At 60.1% G+C, this 19,028-nt stretch carries 19 protein-coding genes and 1 tRNA gene; 8 read left to right on the forward strand and 12 right to left on the reverse strand.

Annotation, left to right across the window (positions count from 1 at the left end; translation table 11 throughout):
- Window positions 1-200 (reverse strand): hypothetical protein (locus tag AC07R1_RS21430; RefSeq protein WP_493169442.1); only part of this gene is annotated, 200 nt, incomplete at its 3' end.
- Between the two features lie 226 nt (window positions 201-426).
- Here AC07R1_RS21430 and mgtE point away from each other — a divergent pair.
- Window positions 427-1,869: a magnesium transporter gene (gene mgtE / locus AC07R1_RS21435; protein ID WP_011062760.1), complete on the forward strand. Its 1,443-nt coding sequence runs from the start codon at window positions 427-429 to the stop codon at window positions 1,867-1,869.
- A 109-nt stretch (window positions 1,870-1,978) separates the two neighbouring features.
- Here mgtE and AC07R1_RS21440 read toward each other — a convergent pair whose 3' ends face one another.
- Window positions 1,979-2,305, reverse strand: a complete 327-nt coding sequence (locus AC07R1_RS21440; protein WP_003204761.1) for an Arc family DNA-binding protein — start codon at window positions 2,303-2,305, stop codon at window positions 1,979-1,981.
- A 379-nt stretch (window positions 2,306-2,684) separates the two neighbouring features.
- Between AC07R1_RS21440 and phnN the strand changes: the two genes are divergently transcribed.
- Window positions 2,685-3,266 (forward strand): phosphonate metabolism protein/1,5-bisphosphokinase (PRPP-forming) PhnN, encoded by a 582-nt coding sequence (phnN, locus tag AC07R1_RS21445; protein WP_220223126.1) that lies wholly within the window; start codon window positions 2,685-2,687, stop codon window positions 3,264-3,266.
- Here phnN and AC07R1_RS21450 read toward each other — a convergent pair.
- Both AC07R1_RS21450 and AC07R1_RS21455 read right to left on the reverse strand, forming a co-directional pair.
- Window positions 3,241-3,420 carry a PA3371 family protein gene (locus AC07R1_RS21450; RefSeq protein WP_041119533.1) on the reverse strand — a complete coding sequence of 60 codons (180 nt, stop codon included), beginning with the start codon at window positions 3,418-3,420 and terminating at the stop codon, window positions 3,241-3,243. The two genes, phnN and AC07R1_RS21450, sit on opposite strands and share 26 nt — an antisense overlap.
- 23 nt (window positions 3,421-3,443) lie before the next feature.
- Window positions 3,444-3,842, reverse strand: coding sequence for a hypothetical protein (locus tag AC07R1_RS21455; RefSeq protein WP_404673794.1), 399 nt, complete (start codon window positions 3,840-3,842; stop codon window positions 3,444-3,446).
- Window positions 3,843-3,976: 134 nt separating this feature from the next.
- Between AC07R1_RS21455 and AC07R1_RS21460 the strand changes: the two genes are divergently transcribed.
- Window positions 3,977-4,053 (forward strand) — tRNA-Arg (locus tag AC07R1_RS21460).
- 287 nt (window positions 4,054-4,340) lie between these two features.
- Here AC07R1_RS21460 and AC07R1_RS21465 read toward each other — a convergent pair.
- The 3 genes from AC07R1_RS21465 to AC07R1_RS21475 are packed head-to-tail and all read right to left on the reverse strand — an operon-like array spanning window position 4,341 to window position 8,567.
- Window positions 4,341-5,000 carry a DUF1266 domain-containing protein gene (locus AC07R1_RS21465; protein ID WP_072442765.1) on the reverse strand — a complete coding sequence of 220 codons (660 nt, stop codon included), beginning with the start codon at window positions 4,998-5,000 and terminating at the stop codon, window positions 4,341-4,343.
- Window positions 5,001-5,007: 7 nt separating this feature from the next.
- Window positions 5,008-6,249, reverse strand: coding sequence for a hypothetical protein (locus AC07R1_RS21470; RefSeq protein WP_404673793.1), 1,242 nt, complete (start codon window positions 6,247-6,249; stop codon window positions 5,008-5,010).
- Window positions 6,240-8,567, reverse strand: a complete 2,328-nt coding sequence (locus AC07R1_RS21475; protein WP_495110918.1) for a hypothetical protein — start codon at window positions 8,565-8,567, stop codon at window positions 6,240-6,242. Before AC07R1_RS21475 ends, AC07R1_RS21470 begins: the two co-directional genes overlap by 10 nt.
- Before the next feature lie 538 nt (window positions 8,568-9,105).
- Here AC07R1_RS21475 and AC07R1_RS21480 point away from each other — a divergent pair.
- Together AC07R1_RS21480 and AC07R1_RS21485 are read left to right on the forward strand one after the other, a co-directional pair.
- Window positions 9,106-10,710, forward strand: a complete 1,605-nt coding sequence (locus AC07R1_RS21480) for a tetratricopeptide repeat-containing response regulator (RefSeq protein WP_015636670.1) — start codon at window positions 9,106-9,108, stop codon at window positions 10,708-10,710.
- Window positions 10,707-11,396 (forward strand): sensor histidine kinase, encoded by a 690-nt coding sequence (locus AC07R1_RS21485; protein ID WP_011062753.1) that lies wholly within the window; start codon window positions 10,707-10,709, stop codon window positions 11,394-11,396. The genes AC07R1_RS21480 and AC07R1_RS21485 overlap by 4 nt, the downstream gene beginning before the upstream one ends.
- On the opposite strand, the gene AC07R1_RS21490 is transcribed toward AC07R1_RS21485, so the two are convergent.
- Window positions 11,384-12,328 carry a LysR family transcriptional regulator gene (locus AC07R1_RS21490; protein ID WP_495110919.1) on the reverse strand — a complete coding sequence of 315 codons (945 nt, stop codon included), beginning with the start codon at window positions 12,326-12,328 and terminating at the stop codon, window positions 11,384-11,386. The genes AC07R1_RS21485 and AC07R1_RS21490 overlap by 13 nt on opposite strands.
- Window positions 12,329-12,647: 319 nt before the next feature.
- Here AC07R1_RS21490 and AC07R1_RS21495 point away from each other — a divergent pair, with 319 nt between their 5' ends.
- Together AC07R1_RS21495 and AC07R1_RS21500 are read left to right on the forward strand one after the other, a co-directional pair.
- On the forward strand, window positions 12,648-13,889 hold the full coding sequence (locus tag AC07R1_RS21495; RefSeq protein WP_495110935.1) for a glutamine synthetase family protein: 1,242 nt from the start codon (window positions 12,648-12,650) through the stop codon (window positions 13,887-13,889).
- A 72-nt stretch (window positions 13,890-13,961) separates the two neighbouring features.
- Window positions 13,962-15,335, forward strand: a complete 1,374-nt coding sequence (locus tag AC07R1_RS21500) for an MFS transporter (RefSeq protein WP_019092800.1) — start codon at window positions 13,962-13,964, stop codon at window positions 15,333-15,335.
- 59 nt (window positions 15,336-15,394) lie between these two features.
- Here the strand turns inward: AC07R1_RS21500 and AC07R1_RS21505 are convergent, their stop codons facing one another.
- The 4 genes from AC07R1_RS21505 to flgA form a co-directional block, all read right to left on the reverse strand.
- A complete protein-coding gene (locus AC07R1_RS21505) occupies window positions 15,395-16,141 on the reverse strand; it encodes a flagellar brake protein (protein ID WP_011062749.1) in 747 nt (248 codons plus the stop codon).
- 96 nt (window positions 16,142-16,237) lie between these two features.
- The gene (locus AC07R1_RS21510) at window positions 16,238-16,705 is read right to left on the reverse strand and encodes a flagella synthesis protein FlgN (protein WP_011062748.1); all 468 of its coding nucleotides are present in this window, start codon (window positions 16,703-16,705) and stop codon (window positions 16,238-16,240) included.
- Window positions 16,706-16,753: 48 nt separating this feature from the next.
- Window positions 16,754-17,071, reverse strand: a complete 318-nt coding sequence (gene flgM / locus AC07R1_RS21515; RefSeq protein WP_011062747.1) for a flagellar biosynthesis anti-sigma factor FlgM — start codon at window positions 17,069-17,071, stop codon at window positions 16,754-16,756.
- Window positions 17,072-17,222: 151 nt separating this feature from the next.
- Window positions 17,223-17,984 (reverse strand): flagellar basal body P-ring formation chaperone FlgA, encoded by a 762-nt coding sequence (gene flgA, locus AC07R1_RS21520; protein ID WP_011062746.1) that lies wholly within the window; start codon window positions 17,982-17,984, stop codon window positions 17,223-17,225.
- Between the two features lie 75 nt (window positions 17,985-18,059).
- Between flgA and AC07R1_RS21525 the strand changes: the two genes are divergently transcribed.
- The gene (locus AC07R1_RS21525) at window positions 18,060-18,992 is read left to right on the forward strand and encodes a chemotaxis protein CheV (RefSeq protein ID WP_011062745.1); all 933 of its coding nucleotides are present in this window, start codon (window positions 18,060-18,062) and stop codon (window positions 18,990-18,992) included.
- Window positions 18,993-19,028 lie beyond the last annotated feature (36 nt).

Here is a 19,028-nt window from a genome sequence, read left to right on the forward strand (position 1 = left end):
GCACCATACATCAGGAAGCCCGCATCGAAAGATGCGGGCTTTTTGCTTTCTGCTTTTTTATCCTCCTTTATCTCTTTTGCCCTCCTGGGCTGGAACGGCTTTGCCCGGCGGAAGTCGAATGCAATGCCTGTGAGTCTGTCTCTCCGACTTTTTTCCTGTGCTGTGTGTTTTCTTTTTCTGTCGAGGCGTCGCAGTCTCATAGATTCGGACGTTGCTCAGCTTTATGCCGCAAGCGCTTGTTCTTGCCGCGATTTTTTAACGTTTAAAACCGTCAAGCGGTGTATGATTGCGCCCGTCAGCCCCGCCGGGGCTTGTGGAATACCTCCATGGACTTACCCAGTAGTTACTCAGTATCCCGTTTTAACAATCATGAACTGACTGATTGATCCTTCCGGCGTGCTCCTCTGCTGGGAGTGGAGTTCGCCTATGACCGAAGTAGAAGTAAAGAAAACGCAGGAAAGCCTGCAAGACCGCCTGGCTCAAGTCGTTGAACTGCTGCAGCGCCAGCGAGTAGTTGAAGACCTGACGCACCGTCAGGAAGGCCATCATCATGACCGGGTCGAGAACCTGGTCCATCGGCAGAACCTCGTCGAGTTGCAACGCAAGCTCGATGATCTGCACTCTGCTGACGTCGCCTACATCCTTGAAGCCTTGCCTCTGGAAGAGCGTCTGACCGTCTGGCAGTTGGTCAAGGCCGAGCGTGACGGCGACATCCTCCTCGAAGTATCCGATTCCGTACGTGAAACCCTGATCGCCGACATGGACGATCACGAGCTCCTGGCTGCCGCCAAGGAGATGGACGCTGACGAACTTGCTGACCTGGCCCCCGAGCTGCCGCGAGACGTCGTCCATGAGCTGATGGAGGCTCTCGACGGCCAGCAGCGTGAGCGCGTTCGCTCCGCGCTGTCCTATGACGAGGAGCAGGTCGGTGCGCTGATGGACTTCGAGATGGTGACCATCCGCGAGGATGTCAGCCTGGAAGTGGTCCTGCGTTATCTGCGTCGCCTGAAAGAATTGCCAAGCCACACCGACAAACTGTTCGTGGTGGACTACGACGGCGTGCTCAAAGGGGTGCTGCCGATCAAGCGTCTGCTGGTCAATGACCCGGACAAGCAGGTCGCCGAGGTCATGGCCAGTGATCCGGTGAGTTTTCACCCGGATGAAGACGCCTACGACGCGGCTCAGGCGTTTGAGCGTTATGACCTGATTTCGGCCCCTGTGGTCGACAAGAACGACAAGTTGATCGGCCGTTTGACCATCGACGAAATGGTCGACCTGATTCGTGAGGAAAGTGAGACCGAAGTCCTCAACATGGCCGGTCTGCGGGAAGAGGAAGACATCTTCGCCTCGGTCTGGAAATCCCTGCGCAACCGTTGGGCCTGGCTGGCGATCAATCTGATTACCGCGTTTGTCGCGTCCCGGGTGATTGGGTTGTTCGAGGGCTCGATTGAAAAGCTGGTGGCTTTGGCGGCCCTGATGCCCATCGTTGCGGGTATCGGTGGCAACTCGGGTAATCAGACTATCACCATGATTGTCCGGGCAATGGCCCTGGACCAGGTGAGCACTGGCAACACCTCGCGCTTGATGCGTAAAGAGCTGGCCGTAGCCCTGATAAATGGCCTGGTCTGGGGTGGGGTGATCGGTGTCGTGGCGTACATGCTCTACGGGAGCTGGTCGCTGGGGGTGGTCATGACCGCTGCCATGACCTTGAACCTGCTGCTGGCGGCGCTGATGGGGGTTCTGATCCCCATGACCCTGGCGCGCCTGGGGCGTGATCCGGCGATGGGCGCTAGCGTGATGATCACCGCCATGACTGACAGTGGCGGCTTTTTCATCTTTCTCGGCCTGGCGACCATTTTCCTGCTTTGAGCCGTTCTTCCCTGTTGGTTACCGACGAAGCGCCTAAATGGCGCTTCGCTGCTTTTGGCGGGGCAAAAAAAAGCCAGCGACTAGGCTGGCTTGAGCTTGCGAGATGCAATCAGGTGGCGTCTGCGGCCATTTCAGCGTCATGGGCGATCAGCGAAACCAAAGCGTTTTGCTGGCGATGTGAGAGTTGGCGGAAACGTTGAAGCAGTTCGCGCTCATGCAAGGACAGTTCGGGGCTGTCCAGGCGCATGCTCAGCTCTTCACCCAAGGCGCCTTCCTGAATAAGACTCTGTTCCAGGCGCGCGATGATTTCGGAGTTCATGCTGCGGTGATGATTGCGAGCCACCTCGGCAATGCGTTCACGCATCCCGTCGGGTAGACGTACGACGAACTTGTCAGCCGTACGGCTGGAATAAATTGCCTGTTTCAATGGGCGCATATATTTAACCGGTTAGTTCAGGGGGAGCGGTTCTCGGAATTGGCCGCGGGCTGTCTTTTAGGACAAGCCTGAATGCCAAATGTTCAACCTGAATTGTTAAGAGGCCCGCATCATGCCTCAAAATTGCCAGATCCTTGGCGTCAATTCTGTGACAAATATTGAACTGGATAAAGGCGTTATGCCAGCACCAATTATCAGAAATGCGGACTGGTTTGAAAAGTTCGTCGGGTCCGCGTTGCTGGCCGCATTCTCCCATCCTGCGGGAGTGTCAGTGCACCGACGAAGGTGCATGCTATGCGGGTGAAAGTGTAATCCCTACCTGTCAGAGGATAGTGGCAAATGGCCGATTTACTAGTTGTGCTCTGCGGAGCAGCCACCCATGCCGGGTAGGTTGATCTACTTGATGGGGCCTTCAGGGGCCGGCAAGGATAGCCTGATTGATGCGGCCCGGCAGCCTTTAAGTGCGTTGGGCTGTGAAGTGGCAAGAAGGGTGATCACGCGCTCTGCCGAGTCGGTGGGAGAGGAGGCGATTGAGGTCACCGCCGAGGAGTTCGCGGGGCGAGTAGGCCGGGGGGATTTCGCTTTGTTCTGGCAGGCCAATGGCCTGGATTATGGGATTCCCGTGGTGATCGATAGCTGGTTGGCGCAGGGGCGCAATGTCCTGGTCAACGGGTCCAGAGGCTATCTATCCAGGGCGCGAGCTCGGTATCCCGATCTGATTCCGATAGTTCTGACGGTTGATAACGAAGTATTACGCCGTCGCTTGCTGCGTCGGGCCAGGGAAAGCCTGCCGGAGATAGAAGAGCGCCTGCAGCGTAATGAACAGTTTGCCCATGCCGGCTGGCTGGATGAGGAGGGAGTGGTTCGCCTGGATAATTCTGCCGAATTGCAGGTTACCTTGAGGCGCCTCTTAGGCATATTGCAAGAGCACGGTATCAGCGCAATACAGGGTCGAACTTGATCTTGCGGCCAGCCAGCAGTGCCAGCAGGAACAGGCCGAACAGTGAGCCGCTGATGATCAGTGGCGCGCTGCCCAGAGGTTCTTCAGGCAGGAACACAGCGGCAATGGCGCTGAGTAGCGTCAGAACAAGCAGGCTTTTGGCGGCGGTGGACATAAATGGCTCCTGTAGTCTAGGTCTCAAAATACCCAGCGTTCAGTGGGTGCGGCGCCTGGCTGTTGCGAGGCTTTTCCCTGGGTAACCCGGGTCACTGAGCCAGGCTCAAGCTGGGTGTTCATGACTGCCAGCTGGGGTGCCAGGCGTTGCTGGTAATGGGCGAAGGATGACCCGCCAGGGGCAGCGTCATCTGCAGGTTGAAAGTGAAAGGCCGCCAATACGGCAATGGCAATCGCATTCAAGAGCAACAGAGCGCTATTCATGGGCGGCATCTCCTCAGTGTTTATCCACTGAATAAGCAGCCTGCGTGCCAAGAGTTTACCTGGCGATAAAGTCTTTAAAAACAATATGTTGAGCTGATTTTTAAAGTCTCTTGAATTGCATTTTGCAATGATGGCTTTTTGCAGTGATGCAATTTGCACGACGCGGCATCGAAGCCGCGGGGCGAGCCTGATGCTTCCTGCAAAAAGCCCTATGGATCACATGACAAATGCAGCCTTGGCCGTTAACATGCACGCCGTCCTTCGCGCCGTGCCGCAATGGCGCTCGCTGTTTTGTCTCAGTAGCTCAATTGGATAGAGCATCCCCCTCCTAAGGGGAAGGTTGGCAGTTCGAACCTGCCCTGGGACACCATATAATTCGTATCTTTCTGGGCTGATCCCTGCGCGGTTGATCTGTTCTTGGACCCCGGAGCGAAAGAATAAAGAAAAGCCCCACCGGGCGATCCTCGGGCGGGGCTTTTTTGTTTTCGTCTATCCGAGGGGCACGTTAAACAACGGGCTCTTTTTCTTGTATTGGTGACAGCCTGACCAGCGTGGGGCTACGTGCTTGTGAATAGGGCCACAGTGAGTGTTTTTGATGGCCTGCAAGGATTCACGTTGTTTTGCTGATCTGGCTGCTTGTCGCCAGGGCCAGAAATATCAATCCGCTACCGGACAGAGCGCCGGCAATCCCTTCCAGTCAACGCTTGCCCACACTCCGCTGCCGGGTGCAAGCAACTGGCTCAGCTTCGCTTCATTGAATGAAGTTCCCAGCGAATCGGCCCTGAATGCGGCTATCCATTGCTGGCGGCCCAGCATGAAGGCCTTGCCGAAGTCTTCCCAATCGTTGAAGCAGTCCTGGGCCCGCTGGGCGTTGAGCAGCATGATGCGCCACCCTGTTTCAGGTTCGAGCCAGCTCATCAACATGGCGCAACGGACAAAAAATGCGCTGCGCACGCAGGCGAAGGCCATGGCTGCTCGCGGGTCGTCACTGGGATTCAGGCCATGCAGGTCAATACGAAACCACTGGCGCTCCAGGGTGCCATTGAGGTGGACGCAGACTTCGTCGTCGGTGGCGTTGCTGCGAAAACCGATCTGGTGCAGCAACGAGGCCCGCAGGGTGCTTTTCGCCTGATCCATGAAGTGGGTGGTATCGGGGTCGTAGAAACCGGTCATTCCGGTGGCATCGACCATGGGTTGTGCCAGTGTCAGTGCCCAACGCTTGCGTGGTGTGAATACCACCAGGGATGTTCCCGACGGGCGGCGAAAGTGACGCCAGCCCAGCCAGGCGCCGAATAGCACGACAATTACCGTCATCATCTGCGTATTACCTGCTTCTGTTTTGCCATGTGCTGATTTCTTCGGCCAGGGATGGGGACATATCTGACCAGGGCACGCCTTCGGTCCGATACTGCGGGTCCTCGGCCTGACGTGGTGGCAAGGGGGTTTTCTTGAAGATGTGACGGGTGGCGTACTTGACGGTCGGCGCCTGGGGCGCGACCTCCAGCAGCAGGTCGGACTGGCGTGCCGCGACCAGCCATTCGACCATGGCCGAAGGGGCTTCCAGCCGTCGGAACAACTGTGGGTAACGGGCTACCAGACGGGTCTGGGTTTGAGGGTCGCTGACTTCTTCGATACGCAGCCAACCCGCCTCGGTACGTACTATGCCGATGGCAATGCAGTCGGCCGGGGTCTGTTGGTCGGTACCCAGGGTGTTGAGAAAGCGCAGCAGGTCGTGGAAATAACGTTCGACGGGCGGGCGGTTCTGCTTGCCTTTGACCTGCTCCACCGTCAGTGCACCGTCGTCCTGGATGATCAGGCTGACGGTGATGTGGGGTTGGCCTTGAGCATCGCGCAGGCTGAACACGCGCATGCCCTGTTGTTCCACCGCTTCGGCGTAACGCTCGCCGTAGCCGCCGGTCAGGGCCCGACGGTCGGCGAACTGCCCGAGGCAATGGCGCATCACGTAGCTTTCAAAAGCCATCTCGGCCCGCAACAGCGGGCTTTGCGGGCGCAGTTCGACCCAGGTGTGCTCGGCACAGGTAAGGGTCACGGTCAGGGCTTGGGCAGAGCTCTGGCGCCATCCCTGGTCGACCCGGGCCGCCATTTGTGCATGCTCCCTTTCCCACAATGCCAGCGCTTGCGGGCAAGTGATGCGATCCAGCTTGCCCTCAAGAGCCGTCCCTTTGCGTGAGGTCAGGAACTCCACCAGTTGGGCTTCCTGGTGCAGCAGCTGCGGGTCCTGCGGGTCGATCCAGACCAGGGGCGCCAGGGCTTTGGCGGGGTCTTCGGATTGCGCCTTGGCAGCGCGCTCGAAATAGCCGTTCACCCAGGCCGGCACCGAGTCGCTACCCAGGGCCGTACAGGCGTCATCCAGGGACTGGATGCGCCGTGCCGGTTCGAAGTTACCTACCAGATGGCGATAGAAGTGGTTCAACAGCCAACCCTGCACTGCTTGCTCGTCCCTGCGCTGCTGGCTGCGCTGGGTGATGCCGCGTTTCAGTTCATCGGCATTGAGCAGGTTGCGCGGGGCGTAGCTGGGGCTGCGCTTGTCGGCGCTTACTTCCATATCTGCCACCAGTTTTTCTTGCCGGCCGGTTGAGCCGGGGCTTGCAGCTCGCTCAGGATTTGCTCGATCCGGGCACGGCACCGGATGTCGTAGTCATCGTCCGGGGCACACAGGGCCAGGGTGCGTGCGCAGTAGTCAATGGCTTCGGCGGCCCGCCCCCGGGCCTTGAGGAAGTCCACCGAGGCGGACATGACCGAGACCTCGTTCAGGGACAGTACCGCCGGCTGGTAACGCTGCCAGAGGCTGTCGGCGTTGTCCGGATGGGCATGGGCCAGGTAGCGTGCGACCTGGATCCGGGCAAACAGCGCCGAGCTGTCCAGTTGCTGATCGCTGACGCCTTGCTCTTCCTGCCACTTGAGCAGGCGTTCGAGCCAGATGAGGATCTCATTGTCGCGATCGAGCTTGTACAGGGCGTACGCCACCGAGGCTACGTATTCATCCGGGTTGTGGCGGCTGTAGCCGAACTCGGCCGAATAATGCCAAAGCTGTTCCGCAGCATCGATAATGCCGGGCAGATCCTCCAGGCTGATACGCGCACTGAGCAGCCCGTTGTAGTGTTCGGCGAACGGGCTGGCGGCGATGCCCCGTGTATGCAGTTCGATGGCGTCTTCGTAGCGAATCGGGTTGTAGTAGCGGTAGTTGATCGCCAGGTTGTTGCAGAGCATGGAATACAGGTGCGCGCAGGCATCGTACGGGTGGCCGCTGCCGCTGGCGAAATAGCGCTCCATATGGGCCTGGCCCTGCTCGTAGGCATCTCTCTGGGCTTCGCGCAGCAACGAATAGGCCTGGTCCCGGGCGTCCGGGGGCAGTTTGTCGGCTTCTGCTTCGGCCAGGTCTTCAATGCCCAGTGCGTAGTTGTAGGCGTGCTTGCCGCAGGACAGGACGGGCTTGGGCGCTTTGAGTGCCTCGATAATCCCCTGGCTGTTGATCCGAGCGGCAAACAGCGAAAACGCACTGCGGTTGTCTTGCATGCGGCCCGCCTGGATGGCGGTTTGCAGCAGGCTGGCTTCAGTGGCCGCATCGATCAGGCCGTGCTCAGCGTCGTGCACGGCTGCCAGGCGGGTGATCCAGGGGTGATCGGGCGCGCGACGCACCGCTTCTGCACGAGCTTCGGTATACAGCGCGTCGCCAGCTTGCAGGTCCTCCATGGCCAGGGAGAGTGCGGCCAGCAGTGGCGTGGTGGCAGACTCGCTGGTTTCGATGCTTGGCAGTGCTTGCAGGAAGCTCTGCAGCACTTCCTCGGTGATACAGGCACGCATCACGCAAATCGGCCACCAGGCACTGCGCTCATCAGGGTCTTGCAGGCGATCGAGTACCAGTCGGGCGGTGGCTGGCCAGAGCTCGTTTTGCCTGTCATAGACATCGATGAATGCGCGAAATCCGGCTTCGTCGATGCGGCCAGCTTCCATCAGCCAGGGCAATTCGTATTCGATAAAGTTGTTGCCGCCGTCGGAATCCAGGCTCAGGGCTGCGGCATTGCAGATCTTCAGGGCGCCGGCCAGGTCGCCCTGGGCGTGCAGGGCGCGGGCCGCCAAGCGTGCAGTGCGCACTTCCCATTCGCGGCGCTGGGGCAGGGAGCGGCCAGCGGTCAGTTGCGCGATGGGTTGCTCGAACAGTGCCAGGCGCAGCGGAATGATCTCGATCAGCGAGTTGCCCAGCCACAGCCAGTCGCCTTCATCGATATCCTGGTCCGGGCCGGCGGTACGTACGGCATTGACCGCATCCAGGGCTGCACTGCGGGCTTCGTCATTGCGATCGTGGTAGGCCAGGACTCGGGCGCGGCGCTGATACTGATCGGCGGCATCCCAGGCACGCAGGGCTGCGCGGGCAGGGTTGCCCAGGGTCAGGGCGTAGCGCACTTCGATGGTTTTCAGTGCTATTTCACAACTAGCGCGTTCCAGATCGTCGAAGATCCGATAGCGGCGGTAATGCTCGACATTGAAATCCAGGGTTTGCGTGGCCATCTGTTCGAGCTGTCCGAGCACTTCGATCAGGGTTGGCTCGTCATCGAGGTAGTTGGCGACCCGCAGGCGCAGGATAGCCAGGTTCATCATCAGCTCGGCGCGGGCCGGCTCTGGGGCGGCTTGTACAAGAGCGTCGCCATCCTGATCGATGACGGCCCGGGCTGCCGCTGAATTACCGGCCTGCATCCACAGGGTGTGCAGGCGGTCGATGGACGCCAGGGAGTCGGCCTGCAGCGGTTGTGCCTGCAACTGAGCCAGCAGGGCATCGGTTTCCTGTTCTTGCTGTTGCGCCTCCAGGCGGTCCATGAACTGTTCCAGTTCAATGCCGGTTATCGCACTGCTGTTATGCGCCATCGTTAACTCCATTTGATAATGACCTGCGCATCACGTGATGCACTGCCTGGCAGACCGGCACTTCCTCGTCGTTGGTACCGCCGTGGGGTGTCATGCCGATCCTTCGACACCCGGTTCGCAAGCCTGCGACGCTTGCGACTGATGGACCCTTTATTGCGCGGCAGACCCTCTGCGATGCAGGGGCATTTCCGGCAAGAAACGATCGAGGCTGTGAGGCGCAGCACGCTATCAGGTGATGTTTCAGAATCCAAGGTTTGAGCGTGCAAACGGGCCTCTTTTACGGCCGAGTACACGGGCTGGTCGAGACTTGTGCAATCCGCGGTGAAATGCCGCCCGTCGGCTATAAGGGAATGCGTAATCCGGCCGATAACCTCAGTGGACAATTGTGTTCCCAAGTGGCGGCCTGGATCACAGGCCGACCGGAAAGTGCTTGATAGCCCGTGGCCAGCAGCTATTATCTGCGCGCCAAAAACAGGCTGCGAAGCCGGGTGGGTCCTGCTGTCTTTGGATTGATCTTCTTACTTGCCTGGAATCTTCGATGCTGGCGTACCACCAAAAGAGCTTTTTGATCGTCGATGATTTCTCGGACTTCCGCAGTTCGGTGCGTTCGATGCTGCGTGAGCTGGGCGTCAAGGATGTAGACACCGCCGACACTGGCGAGCAGGCCCTGCGCATGTGCGCGCAGAAGCGCTACGACTTCATCCTCCAGGACTATCACCTGGGCGACGGCAAGAAAAACGGCCAGCAGGTGCTCGAAGACCTGATGCTGGAAAAGCTCATCAGCCATGAGAGCGTGTTCCTCATGGTCACCGCCGAGAGCAGCCAGGCCATGGTGCTCAGTGCCCTGGAGCATGAGCCCGATGCCTACCTGACCAAGCCTTTCAACCGCTCCGGTCTGGCCCAGCGCCTGGAGCGCCTGCAGCAGCGCAAGACGCTGCTCAAACCCATTCTCCAGGCCCTTGACCGGGGCAAGCCGGTGGAGGTGCTCAACGCCTGCATCGCCCTGTGCAAGCAGGACCCGCGTTATGCGCCGTTGTGCCTGCGCTACCGCGCCGATGCCCTGCGCGACATGCATCAGAACGAGGCCCTGGAGCGCCTGTACAACAGCATCCTGGCGGACCGGCCACTGCCCTGGGCCTACGTCGGGCTGGGGCGCCTGCTGTTCAAGCGCGGGCAGGTTGGCGAGGCCAAGGCGGTTTATGAAAAGGCCTTGAAGGCCTTTCCGATGATGCCGGGCCTCTACGACGGGCTGGCAGAGGTGCTGGTAGCCGAAGGCGATACCCAGCGGGCCCAGAACGTGCTGGAAGAGGCGGTGCGCCTTTCTCCCCTGGCCGTGCGGCGCCAGGCATTGCTGGGCAAGCTGGCCATGGCCAACGAAGACTTTGACAGCGCCTCCCGGGCTTATCGTCAGGCGGTGTCCCAGGGCGCGCAGTCGCGTTTCAAGGACCCGGAAAGCAACCTCGGGCTGGCCCATGCCCTGATCAGCAAGGGCAGCGAGAGGGGCCTGGACACGCGCACCCGGCTGGAAATCAACCAGACCCTGAGTGCGGTGGCCAAGGAGAATCCCACTGACCCGGGCCTGCAGATTCGCGCGCGGCTGATGAAGGCCACGAGTCTGTTGCTCAATGATGCCGAGACCGCGGAAAAACTCACCGAGCAGGCGCTGCTGCGCCTGGACGGCATGGAGCAGTTCATGAGCCCCGAAGCGGCGCTGCTGGTGGCCAAGCAATTGCAGATGCTGGGGCAGGCCAGTGCCGGTGCTTCGATGCTCAAGAACTGTGCGGAGATCTATGGTGATGATCCGAAGGTCATGCAGAACATCGCCAAGCTGACCGACGACCCGACTATCCTCAGTTCTTCCAATGCCGCCGCCGATATCAACCGTCAGGGCGTGCGCAGCTACAAGGGCGGCAACCTCGCGGAAGCGCGGGAGTTGTTCCGCAAGGCCCTGGCCATGCAACCGAAGAACATCAGTATTGCCCTGAACATGGCCCAGTCGCTGCTGCACGGCGCCGACGCCAATCCGGACGCGGCACTCCTGGAAGAATGCCGGGCGTGCCTTAAATTGGTGGGCATGATGCCCGATACCGACGCGCGTTATCCGCGCTATCAGAAGCTGCGAAGCAAGGCGTTTGGCCAATGATCGAAAAGCAACAGGCGCTCGACTTTTCCACGGTGATCGCCTCCACCGTACATGACATGAAGAACTCCCTGGCCATGCTGATGCAGGCTCACGCCCAGTGGCTGGCGCGCTTGCCCGAGCAGCAGAATGCGCCAGAGCAGGGGGTGATCGACTATCAGTTCGCCCACCTCAACGGCATGCTGGTGCAACTGCTGGGGCTGTACAAGCTGGGGATCAACCAGCTGCCGTTGCAGCCGGCCTACCACGAACTGGATGACTTCATCGAAGCGCAACTGGTGAGCCACCAGGACGTGTTCAAGAGCCGTGGTATTTCCGCCGCCTATGAAGTCGATCCGCTGAGCCCCCTGGGGTTCTTCGATCGTGAGCTGATCGCCTCGGTATTGGCCAATTGCATCAACAATTCCATTCGCCATGCGCGTCATGCCCTGCTGATCAGCGTCAGTGATGAGGAAGGGCAGGTGGTGCTGTCCATCAACGACGATGGCGAAGGCTATCCCCAAGGGATGATCGAGCGTCAGGCCGACTATGTGCAGGGCATCAATCAAAGCAGCGGCAGCACCGGGCTGGGCCTGTACTTTGCCGGGCGCATTGCCGAATTGCATCAGCGCAATGGCGTGTGCGGCCACACTCGGATCAGCAACGGCGGCCCATTGGGCGGCGGGTTGTTCAAGCTCTACTTGCCCTGAGCCGCGAGTGGTTGAAGGTGTGCCTCGCCCAGTTGCCGCCCGGCCAGGGCCAGGCATTCCAGAAAGGTTGCCAGTGCGACCTTGGGTTCCTGGCCCTGGCGGGTGATGCAGTGAAAGTGCGAGCGGTAGGCCAGGCGCTCGGGTAGCAAGGCGCGCAGTTGGCCCTTGGCTACCCAGGCCGCCGCGTAGTGGCTGGGCAGGTAACCCAGGTAGGTGCCGGAGAAAATCAGCGTGGCGATGGCCTCCATGGCGTAGGCGCTGACGCTCTGGTTGAAGTGCAGGTCATGGGGGCGCTGGTGCTCCGCCATGTAGCCCCGGCTCACATAGTCGGCGGCGCAGATATCTTCCAGGGTCAGTGTTTCGTCGGTGCGCGGGAACAGCGGATGGCTGCTGGCACAGTAGAGGTTCTGTTCCTCCTCGAACAGGTGCTGATAGTGCAACCCCGACAGTTGATGGTGGAAAGCGCCGATGGCCAGGTGCAGGCGTTCATCGAGCACGGTCTGTTCCAGTTCGTCGGGGCGCATCAGGTGCAGGTTCGGCCGTACCTGGGGCAGGCGCCGGCGCAGATGGCCCAGGGCCAGGGACAGGGGGGCATAGGGCAGGCTGATCAGGCTGTCGACACTGCCGATCTGCAACTGCTCGCGGGTGATGGGGCCGAGGCGGTTGGCGTGCTGGCGAAAGCGCTCGATGTCGGCGAACAGCAACTGTGCTGCCTCGAACAGCTCCTGGCCCTGATCGGTCAGCTGAAATCCGCTGCTGCCGCGCCTGCACAGGGAGTAGCCCAGGCGCTCCTCAAGGTCCCGGACCACCACGCTCAGTCGCGACAGGCTGGTGTTGAGCCGTGCCTGGGCTGCGGTGAACCCGCCGGCATCAACGATGGCGCAGAACACCCGCAGCATCCGCAAATCAATATCGGCAAGGCTTCCCAGCATGGGCGCTCCCTCAAGTTGGCGTAGGCGACGTGCCGAGCCTACTCCCTTGTCCTGATTGATGGACACCATGGACCTGTAACAAGGCTGGCGGCCTGCTTGCCCCGCCAGTGGGGGCAGGGCCGGGGATTTTACTCGCGCCTGCTTGAAATCCTGAACGGGTGGTGCGTATTTTGTACGGGTCGCCGTTCGCGGCTCGTATAACAACAAGGATTGAGTCATGACAACCGATGGCCACAGTTCACTCGCCGAGCGATTGACGGGCATTGATGAGATCGAATGTGTCACCGCGGATCTCAATGGCGTGCCGCGGGGCAAGGTAATGACCGCCGAGGGGTTCCTCGAAGGGCGGCGCTTGCAGATGGCGCGGGGGGTGCTGCTGCAATGCATCATGGGCGGTTATCCGCCAGCACGTTTCTACGGCAGCGACGACGGCGACCTGGCGCTCAATGCCGACCCCCGGCAGATCCACCGCCTGCCCTGGAGCGAAACGCCCAGAGCGCTGGCCATCTGTGACGCCGATGAGCTCAGCGGCGAGAGTTCGCGGCTCTCCACTCGTGGGCAGCTCAAGCAGGTAATCGCCCGTTATGCCGCCCTGGGCCTGGCGCCGGTGGTGGCCACCGAACTCGAGTTCTTCGTGTTCGCGGCCAATGACGATCCAGCGCAGCCCTTCCGGCCGCCGGTCGGTCTGGATGGGCGGCGGGAGGAAGGCTATTCGGCGTTCAGCGTGAGTTCCAACAATGGTCTGCGACCATTCTTCAAGGAGGTCTACGAAGGCATGGCCGCCCTGGGCCTGCCCCGCGATACCTTCATGCACGAGATGGGCGTCAGCCAGTTCGAAATCAACCTGTTGCACGGTGACCCGCTGTTGTTGGCGGACCAGACCTTCCTGTTCAAGCACCTGCTCAAGGAGGTGGCGCTCAAGCACGGCCTGATCGTGGTCTGCATGGCCAAGCCCTTGGCTCACACGCCGGGCAGCTCGATGCATATACACCAGAGCCTGGTGGAGATGGGTAACGGCCGTAACGTTTTCAGTGACGACGCCGGGCAACCTACGGCGATGTTCCGGCATTTCATTGGCGGCCTGCAGGCCGGCCTCGCCGACTTCACCGCCCTGTTCGCCCCCAATGTGAACTCCTATCAGCGCTTGTGTCATCCTTACGCTTCGCCGAACAATGCGTGCTGGTCCCACGATAACCGGGCCGCTGGCCTGCGGATTCCGGCCAGTTCACCGGTGGCGCGACGGGTGGAAAATCGTCTGCCGGGGGCGGACGCCAATCCTTATCTGGCGATCGCCGCGAGCCTGGCAGCAGGTTTGCATGGCATCGAGAACGAGTTGGAGCCAACCGCTGCCATCCAGGGTGAGTTCGAAGTGCCGGACAATCTTTCGTTGCCCTGTACCTTGCATGCGGCCCTGGAGCGTCTGAAACGTAGCCAGTTGGCCAGGGAACTGTTCGGCAACGAGTTCATCGAAGGCTACATCGCTTCGAAGACCATAGAGTTGACCAGTTTCTTTGATGAAATTACTCCCTGGGAGCGGCGTGTGTTAGCGGCCCAAGCATAACCGAACCGTCGCTGGTCGGGCCCTGGTTTGCCGGGGCTCGGTACCTCATTCAAGGAGCCGCTCGGAACGCCGATGCGCCAAATCTGGAAATCCTTTCGAGCGCTTTATTTCGCGTCGCTGATGATGCTGATCGGCTCTGGCCTGCTCAGCACTTATCTGGCCCTGCGCCTGGCCGCCGATCATGTCGACGGGCTATGGGTGGGGGCCTTGATGGCGGCCAACTATTTCGGCCTGGTTTTGGGGGGCAAGCTGGGGCACCGACTGATTGCCCGGGTCGGGCATATCCGTGCCTACGCCACCTGTGCCGGGATTGTCGGCGCGGCGGTGCTGGGCCACGGCCTGGTGGACTGGTTGCCGGCCTGGCTGGTGCTGCGGATGATCGTGGGCCTGGGGATGATGTGCCAGTACATGGTCATCGAAAGCTGGCTCAATGAGCAGGCCGACGCCAAGCAGCGCGGGCTGGTGTTCAGCGGCTACATGATTGCCTCTTACCTGGGCCTGGTGCTGGGGCAGTTGATACTGGTCATGCACCCGGCCCTGGGCCTGGAGCTGCTGATGCTGGTGGCGCTGTGCTTTGCCCTGTGCCTGGTGCCGGTGGCCATGACCCGGCGCATTCACCCGGCACCCTTGCGCCCTGCACCCATGGAGCCGCGCTTCTTTATCAAGCGTGTACCGCAATCGCTGAGCACGGTACTGGGTTCGGGGCTGATCGTCGGTTCGTTCTACGGCCTGGCGCCACTCTATGCCTCGCAACAGGGCTTGAGCACCGAGCAGGTGGGTCTGTTCATGGGTAGCTGCATTTTCGCCGGGCTGGTGGTGCAGTGGCCGCTGGGCTGGCTGTCCGACCGCTATGACCGGGCGCTGCTGATCCGCTGTTTTGCCTTGTTCCTGGCGGTGGTGGCCTTGCCCCTGGCGATCCTGCCTTCGGTGCCGCTGGAGGTCCTGTTTGTTCTGGGCTTCCTGTGTTCCCTGGTGCAGTTCTGTCTCTATCCACTGGCGGTGGCGTTCTCCAATGACCATGTGGAAGGGGATCGACGGGTCTCGCTGACGGCGATGCTGCTGGTGACCTATGGCGTGGGTGCGAGTATTGGTCCGTTGGCGGCAGGGGTGCTGATGAAGTTGTTCGGTAGCCAAATGCTCTACGCCTTCTTCAGTTTCTTTGCCCTGGTGCTGGTCTGGCGGATTCGGCCGAAGGCCGTGACCAATCTGCATCAGGTCGACGATGCGCCACTGCATCACGTGGCGATGCCGGACAGCATGTCCAGTTCACCGTTGGTGGCGGCTCTGGACCCGCGGGTTGACGAACAGGTGGTTCAGGACCAGATGCAGAGCGCGCCCGCGCCGGAAGCTGCGCCTGATGAGCCTGCAGCGGATACCCCGCAGGCTGCGGACGAACCGCCTGCCGAGGAATGCGCCCGGGAACACCTCAGCGGGGCCAGGCCTTAGGCGCAAAAAAAACGGGCAGTTGCCGCAAGGCACTGCCCGTTTTCATTGATGCCTTTGAATCAGAGGTCGTCTTTATCGAAGCGCCGCGCTTCACGCTGCAGTTGATAGACGAAGCGTTCGACCTGGCGCTGTACCAGGCCGCTCATGTTGTGGAAGCGTACGCCGGCAAAGGTGGTGTCGATGCGTTCTTCGTGGTGCAGGTAACGCAGTTCCACCGGGGCCGTCATGCTGCCGAAGGGCAGGGCGGCGATAAAGCGCTCGTAAACCTGGCCCAGTTGCAGGCGTGAGGAAATATCGCCGTCGAAACGCAATTTGCAGCCGGTGGCGGAAATGTCCAGCAGCTTGCCGCTGAGGGGCGATTTGAGTTTCTCGCCGCTCAGTTCGATGTCTACCAGTTGTGCCAGCTTCAGGGCGGCACGAAAGGCGTTGCGGCGCTGGTGGTAGACCACTTCGTCCGGCAGGGTGGTGCGGTAGCAGCGGCCGCCGTTGGATTCGTCGAGGGTGGGCAAGCCGTTGCTTTCCCAGGCGATGCGTACGCCTTCATGAAAGCCTTCAACGCGAAACGGTTCGCCTGCGAGCAGGAAGCGTTCACCGTCGCGGGGGATCATTTCGTCGAGGGCGATCATGTTGCTATCGCGGTCCACTTCCACCAGATAGCTTTGGAAGCGCTGGCTACGCTCGTGGAAAGTGATGATCAGCGGGTCATGGCTCTCTTGCAGCAACCGCAGGTTGGAAGAGATCTCCAACGCAGTGGTGAGCACCTTGGGTGGCTGCGGAGTATCTTCCGCATTTGAGGCGTTGAACACGGTTCATCAATCTCCAGACAAAATACAACTACACGCAGGAGCCAGCATTTTGCCAGCATGTTTCACGGCTTGGTAGCGCGCGCTCATTTTTTGGGTTTAAGCCTGACTGAGTGGGCGTGGCTTCGCAAGCATTGAGGTAGAGCCGCGGGCGTCGTATAGGGCAGGAGGTTCGCCACCATTGAGGATTTTCAGCTGGTTGGCGGTGGTGGCCTGTTGGATCTGGATCGAGCGACCATTGAGCTCGTTGGCAGCTTGGCACTCGGCAAGCAATTGGGTCAGGACATTGCTCTGTTCGAGCAATTGCGCGCCCAGGCTGGAGTGGCTGGCCAGTTGCTCGAGCCCCTCGCGGTTGGTCGGCAGGTTCAGGCTGGCAAGAATTTGCGTGCGCTTACGGCCATGCTGTTCCAGCAAGATGACCAAGGCTTGCTTCTGCGCCAGGATATCTTCCAGTAGCGGCATGTCGCGGCCGTGGAGGGCAATAGACTCGGCGCGTAGCAGCTCCAGCAAGTGTTGCGCTGGAGCAAGGTCATCGTTGATCAATTGCAGTAGGTTGGTGTCGTGCATGGCTGGCCTTGGGGATTAAGCGTCCAAAAGCCTGGCGCAAGCCTGGGGCTAGCGCTGGGCTTCGAAGTTAAGCAGTTTGCTGGCTACGCGGTTGCTGTCGACCTTATAGCTGCCATCGGCAATCGCTTGCTTCAACTCGGCCACCCGGGCTTTGTCGACGGCAGGCTGATCGCGCAGCTTGTCAGTGACTTTCTGCAACTGTTGAGCCTCATTGCTCAGGTGTACCGATTCCCCGCTTTTGCTGGTCTCGGCGGCGGTTGTCAGCGGCGTGGATTTGCCGGCATCACCGGTTTCCTTGCTGGTGCTGGTACGCGTACTGCCTGTCAGTGAAGGGGAGCTGTTTAAACGGCTGAAGTCGATGACCATGATGAAGTAAACCTCTGGGTATTTGGACGCTTGCCATGTTTTCGGCCATACCCTGAAAAACTTTAGGCTCGATTGTCGACAAACCAAGTCAGGTATCTGCGACCCTTTATCGGCCACAGTTTAGGGAACGCACGGGTTGAGCGCCAGCTATCTACATGGCCACTTCCACTTGCCCTGGCGCCGTGATGCGGGCCTTGATCACCCGTTGCGAATTGAGGTTCTTGACCCGGATCTGTTCGCTCATGCCGCCGTTGGACAGCGCCTCGCCCGGCATTCGCACGTTCAACGTGCCGCTGCGTGCCGATATCACCACTTGATCGCCCTTGCGCACGACTTCCGCCTGCTCCAGATGGGCCAGGGTAACGAGCTGGTCGGCGACCATTGGTCGGACAAGTTTCTGACCAATGGCTTGGTCCACTGAGGTGAGGTAGCCCTGATTGTTCTGGCTGATGTCCCGTTCGCGCAGCACCACGTCTTCCGGTTCGATGATGCCGGCGCGCTTGAGCGGGCGTGCAGTGGTGACCACCTCGCGAAACAGCTTGACCTGCGCCGGCACGAATACCGTCCATGGCGAGGCGCCTTCGCAGCGCACTTTGACGGTGACCCGCCCCAGCGGTTGGGCCGGACTTTCCAGGTTGGCTGTCAATTCCTTGTCGCAATTGGGCATGCGCATGCGCGGGTCCAGCTGGTTGACCTGGATTTCATAGCGACCTTCCGTTTGACTGGTGGCCAGGTAGTCTTCTACCGTGAATTCAAGAAACCCTTGAGTGACGCCGATAAGAAGATCAGGCAGGGTGACCGAATCAGCAACGGCAGGGTTGCCGGGGTTTAAAATGCACAGAGCCGACAGCCCGCACAGCAAAGTGCGGTAGCGGGATGTCAGGCGTCGGAAAAATGTCGTTTTGGCGTTCATAACAGTTAAAAAGCAAGCGCCGTGCCGTTTAGCAATGAGCGTGCGTCGGATCTTAAAGCTTTGGGGAGTCTGGGCATGGCTGGTGTAATGGATTCGGTGAACCAGCGCACGCAATTGGTTGGGCAGAATCGACTAGAGTTGTTGCTGTTCCGTCTGGACGGTGGGCAGCTCTACGGGATCAACGTATTCAAGGTTCGCGAGGTGCTGCAATGCCCTAAGCTGACCCTGATGCCCAAATCCAGTCCTGTGGTGTGCGGTGTCGCGAATATACGAGGGGCAACCATTCCGATCCTGGATCTGGCAATGGCTACGGGTTCTGGTGGCCTGCAGGACCAGAGCAATCCGTTCGTCATCATCACTGAGTACAACACCAAGACCCAGGGTTTCCTGGTGCGCTCGGTGGAGCGCATCGTCAACATGAACTGGGAAGAGATCCATCCGCCGCCCAAGGGGACCGGACGCGATCACTACCTGACGGCGGTCACTCGGGTGGACAACCAGTTGGTGGAAATCATCGACGTGGAGAAGATCCTGGCGGAAGTCGCGCCGACCTCGGAGGCGATCTCGGCAGGAGTGGTGGATGTCGAAACCCAGCACAAGGCTGTTTCCCTGCGGGTGCTGACCGTCGATGACTCGTCGGTGGCACGCAAGCAGGTCACCCGTTGCCTGCAAACCGTAGGTGTCGAGGTAGTGGCATTGAATGATGGCCGGCAAGCGCTGGATTACTTGCGCAAACTGGTGGACGAGGGCAAGAAGCCGGAAGAGGAATTCCTCATGATGATTTCCGACATTGAGATGCCCGAAATGGACGGTTACACCCTCACGGCCGAGATACGTAATGATCCACGCATGCAAAAGCTGCATATCATCCTGCATACTTCGTTGTCAGGGGTGTTCAATCAGGCGATGGTGAAGAAGGTCGGTGCCGATGACTTCCTTGCCAAGTTCCGCCCTGATGACCTGGCATCCCGGGTAGTCGACCGGATCAAAGCAGCAGATCACAGCTAAGGGCACTCGCCCTGGCGGACATAAGATTTAAGAGGC

The sequence above is a fragment of the Pseudomonas sp. GW821-FHT07F01 genome (genome assembly GCF_059418825.1).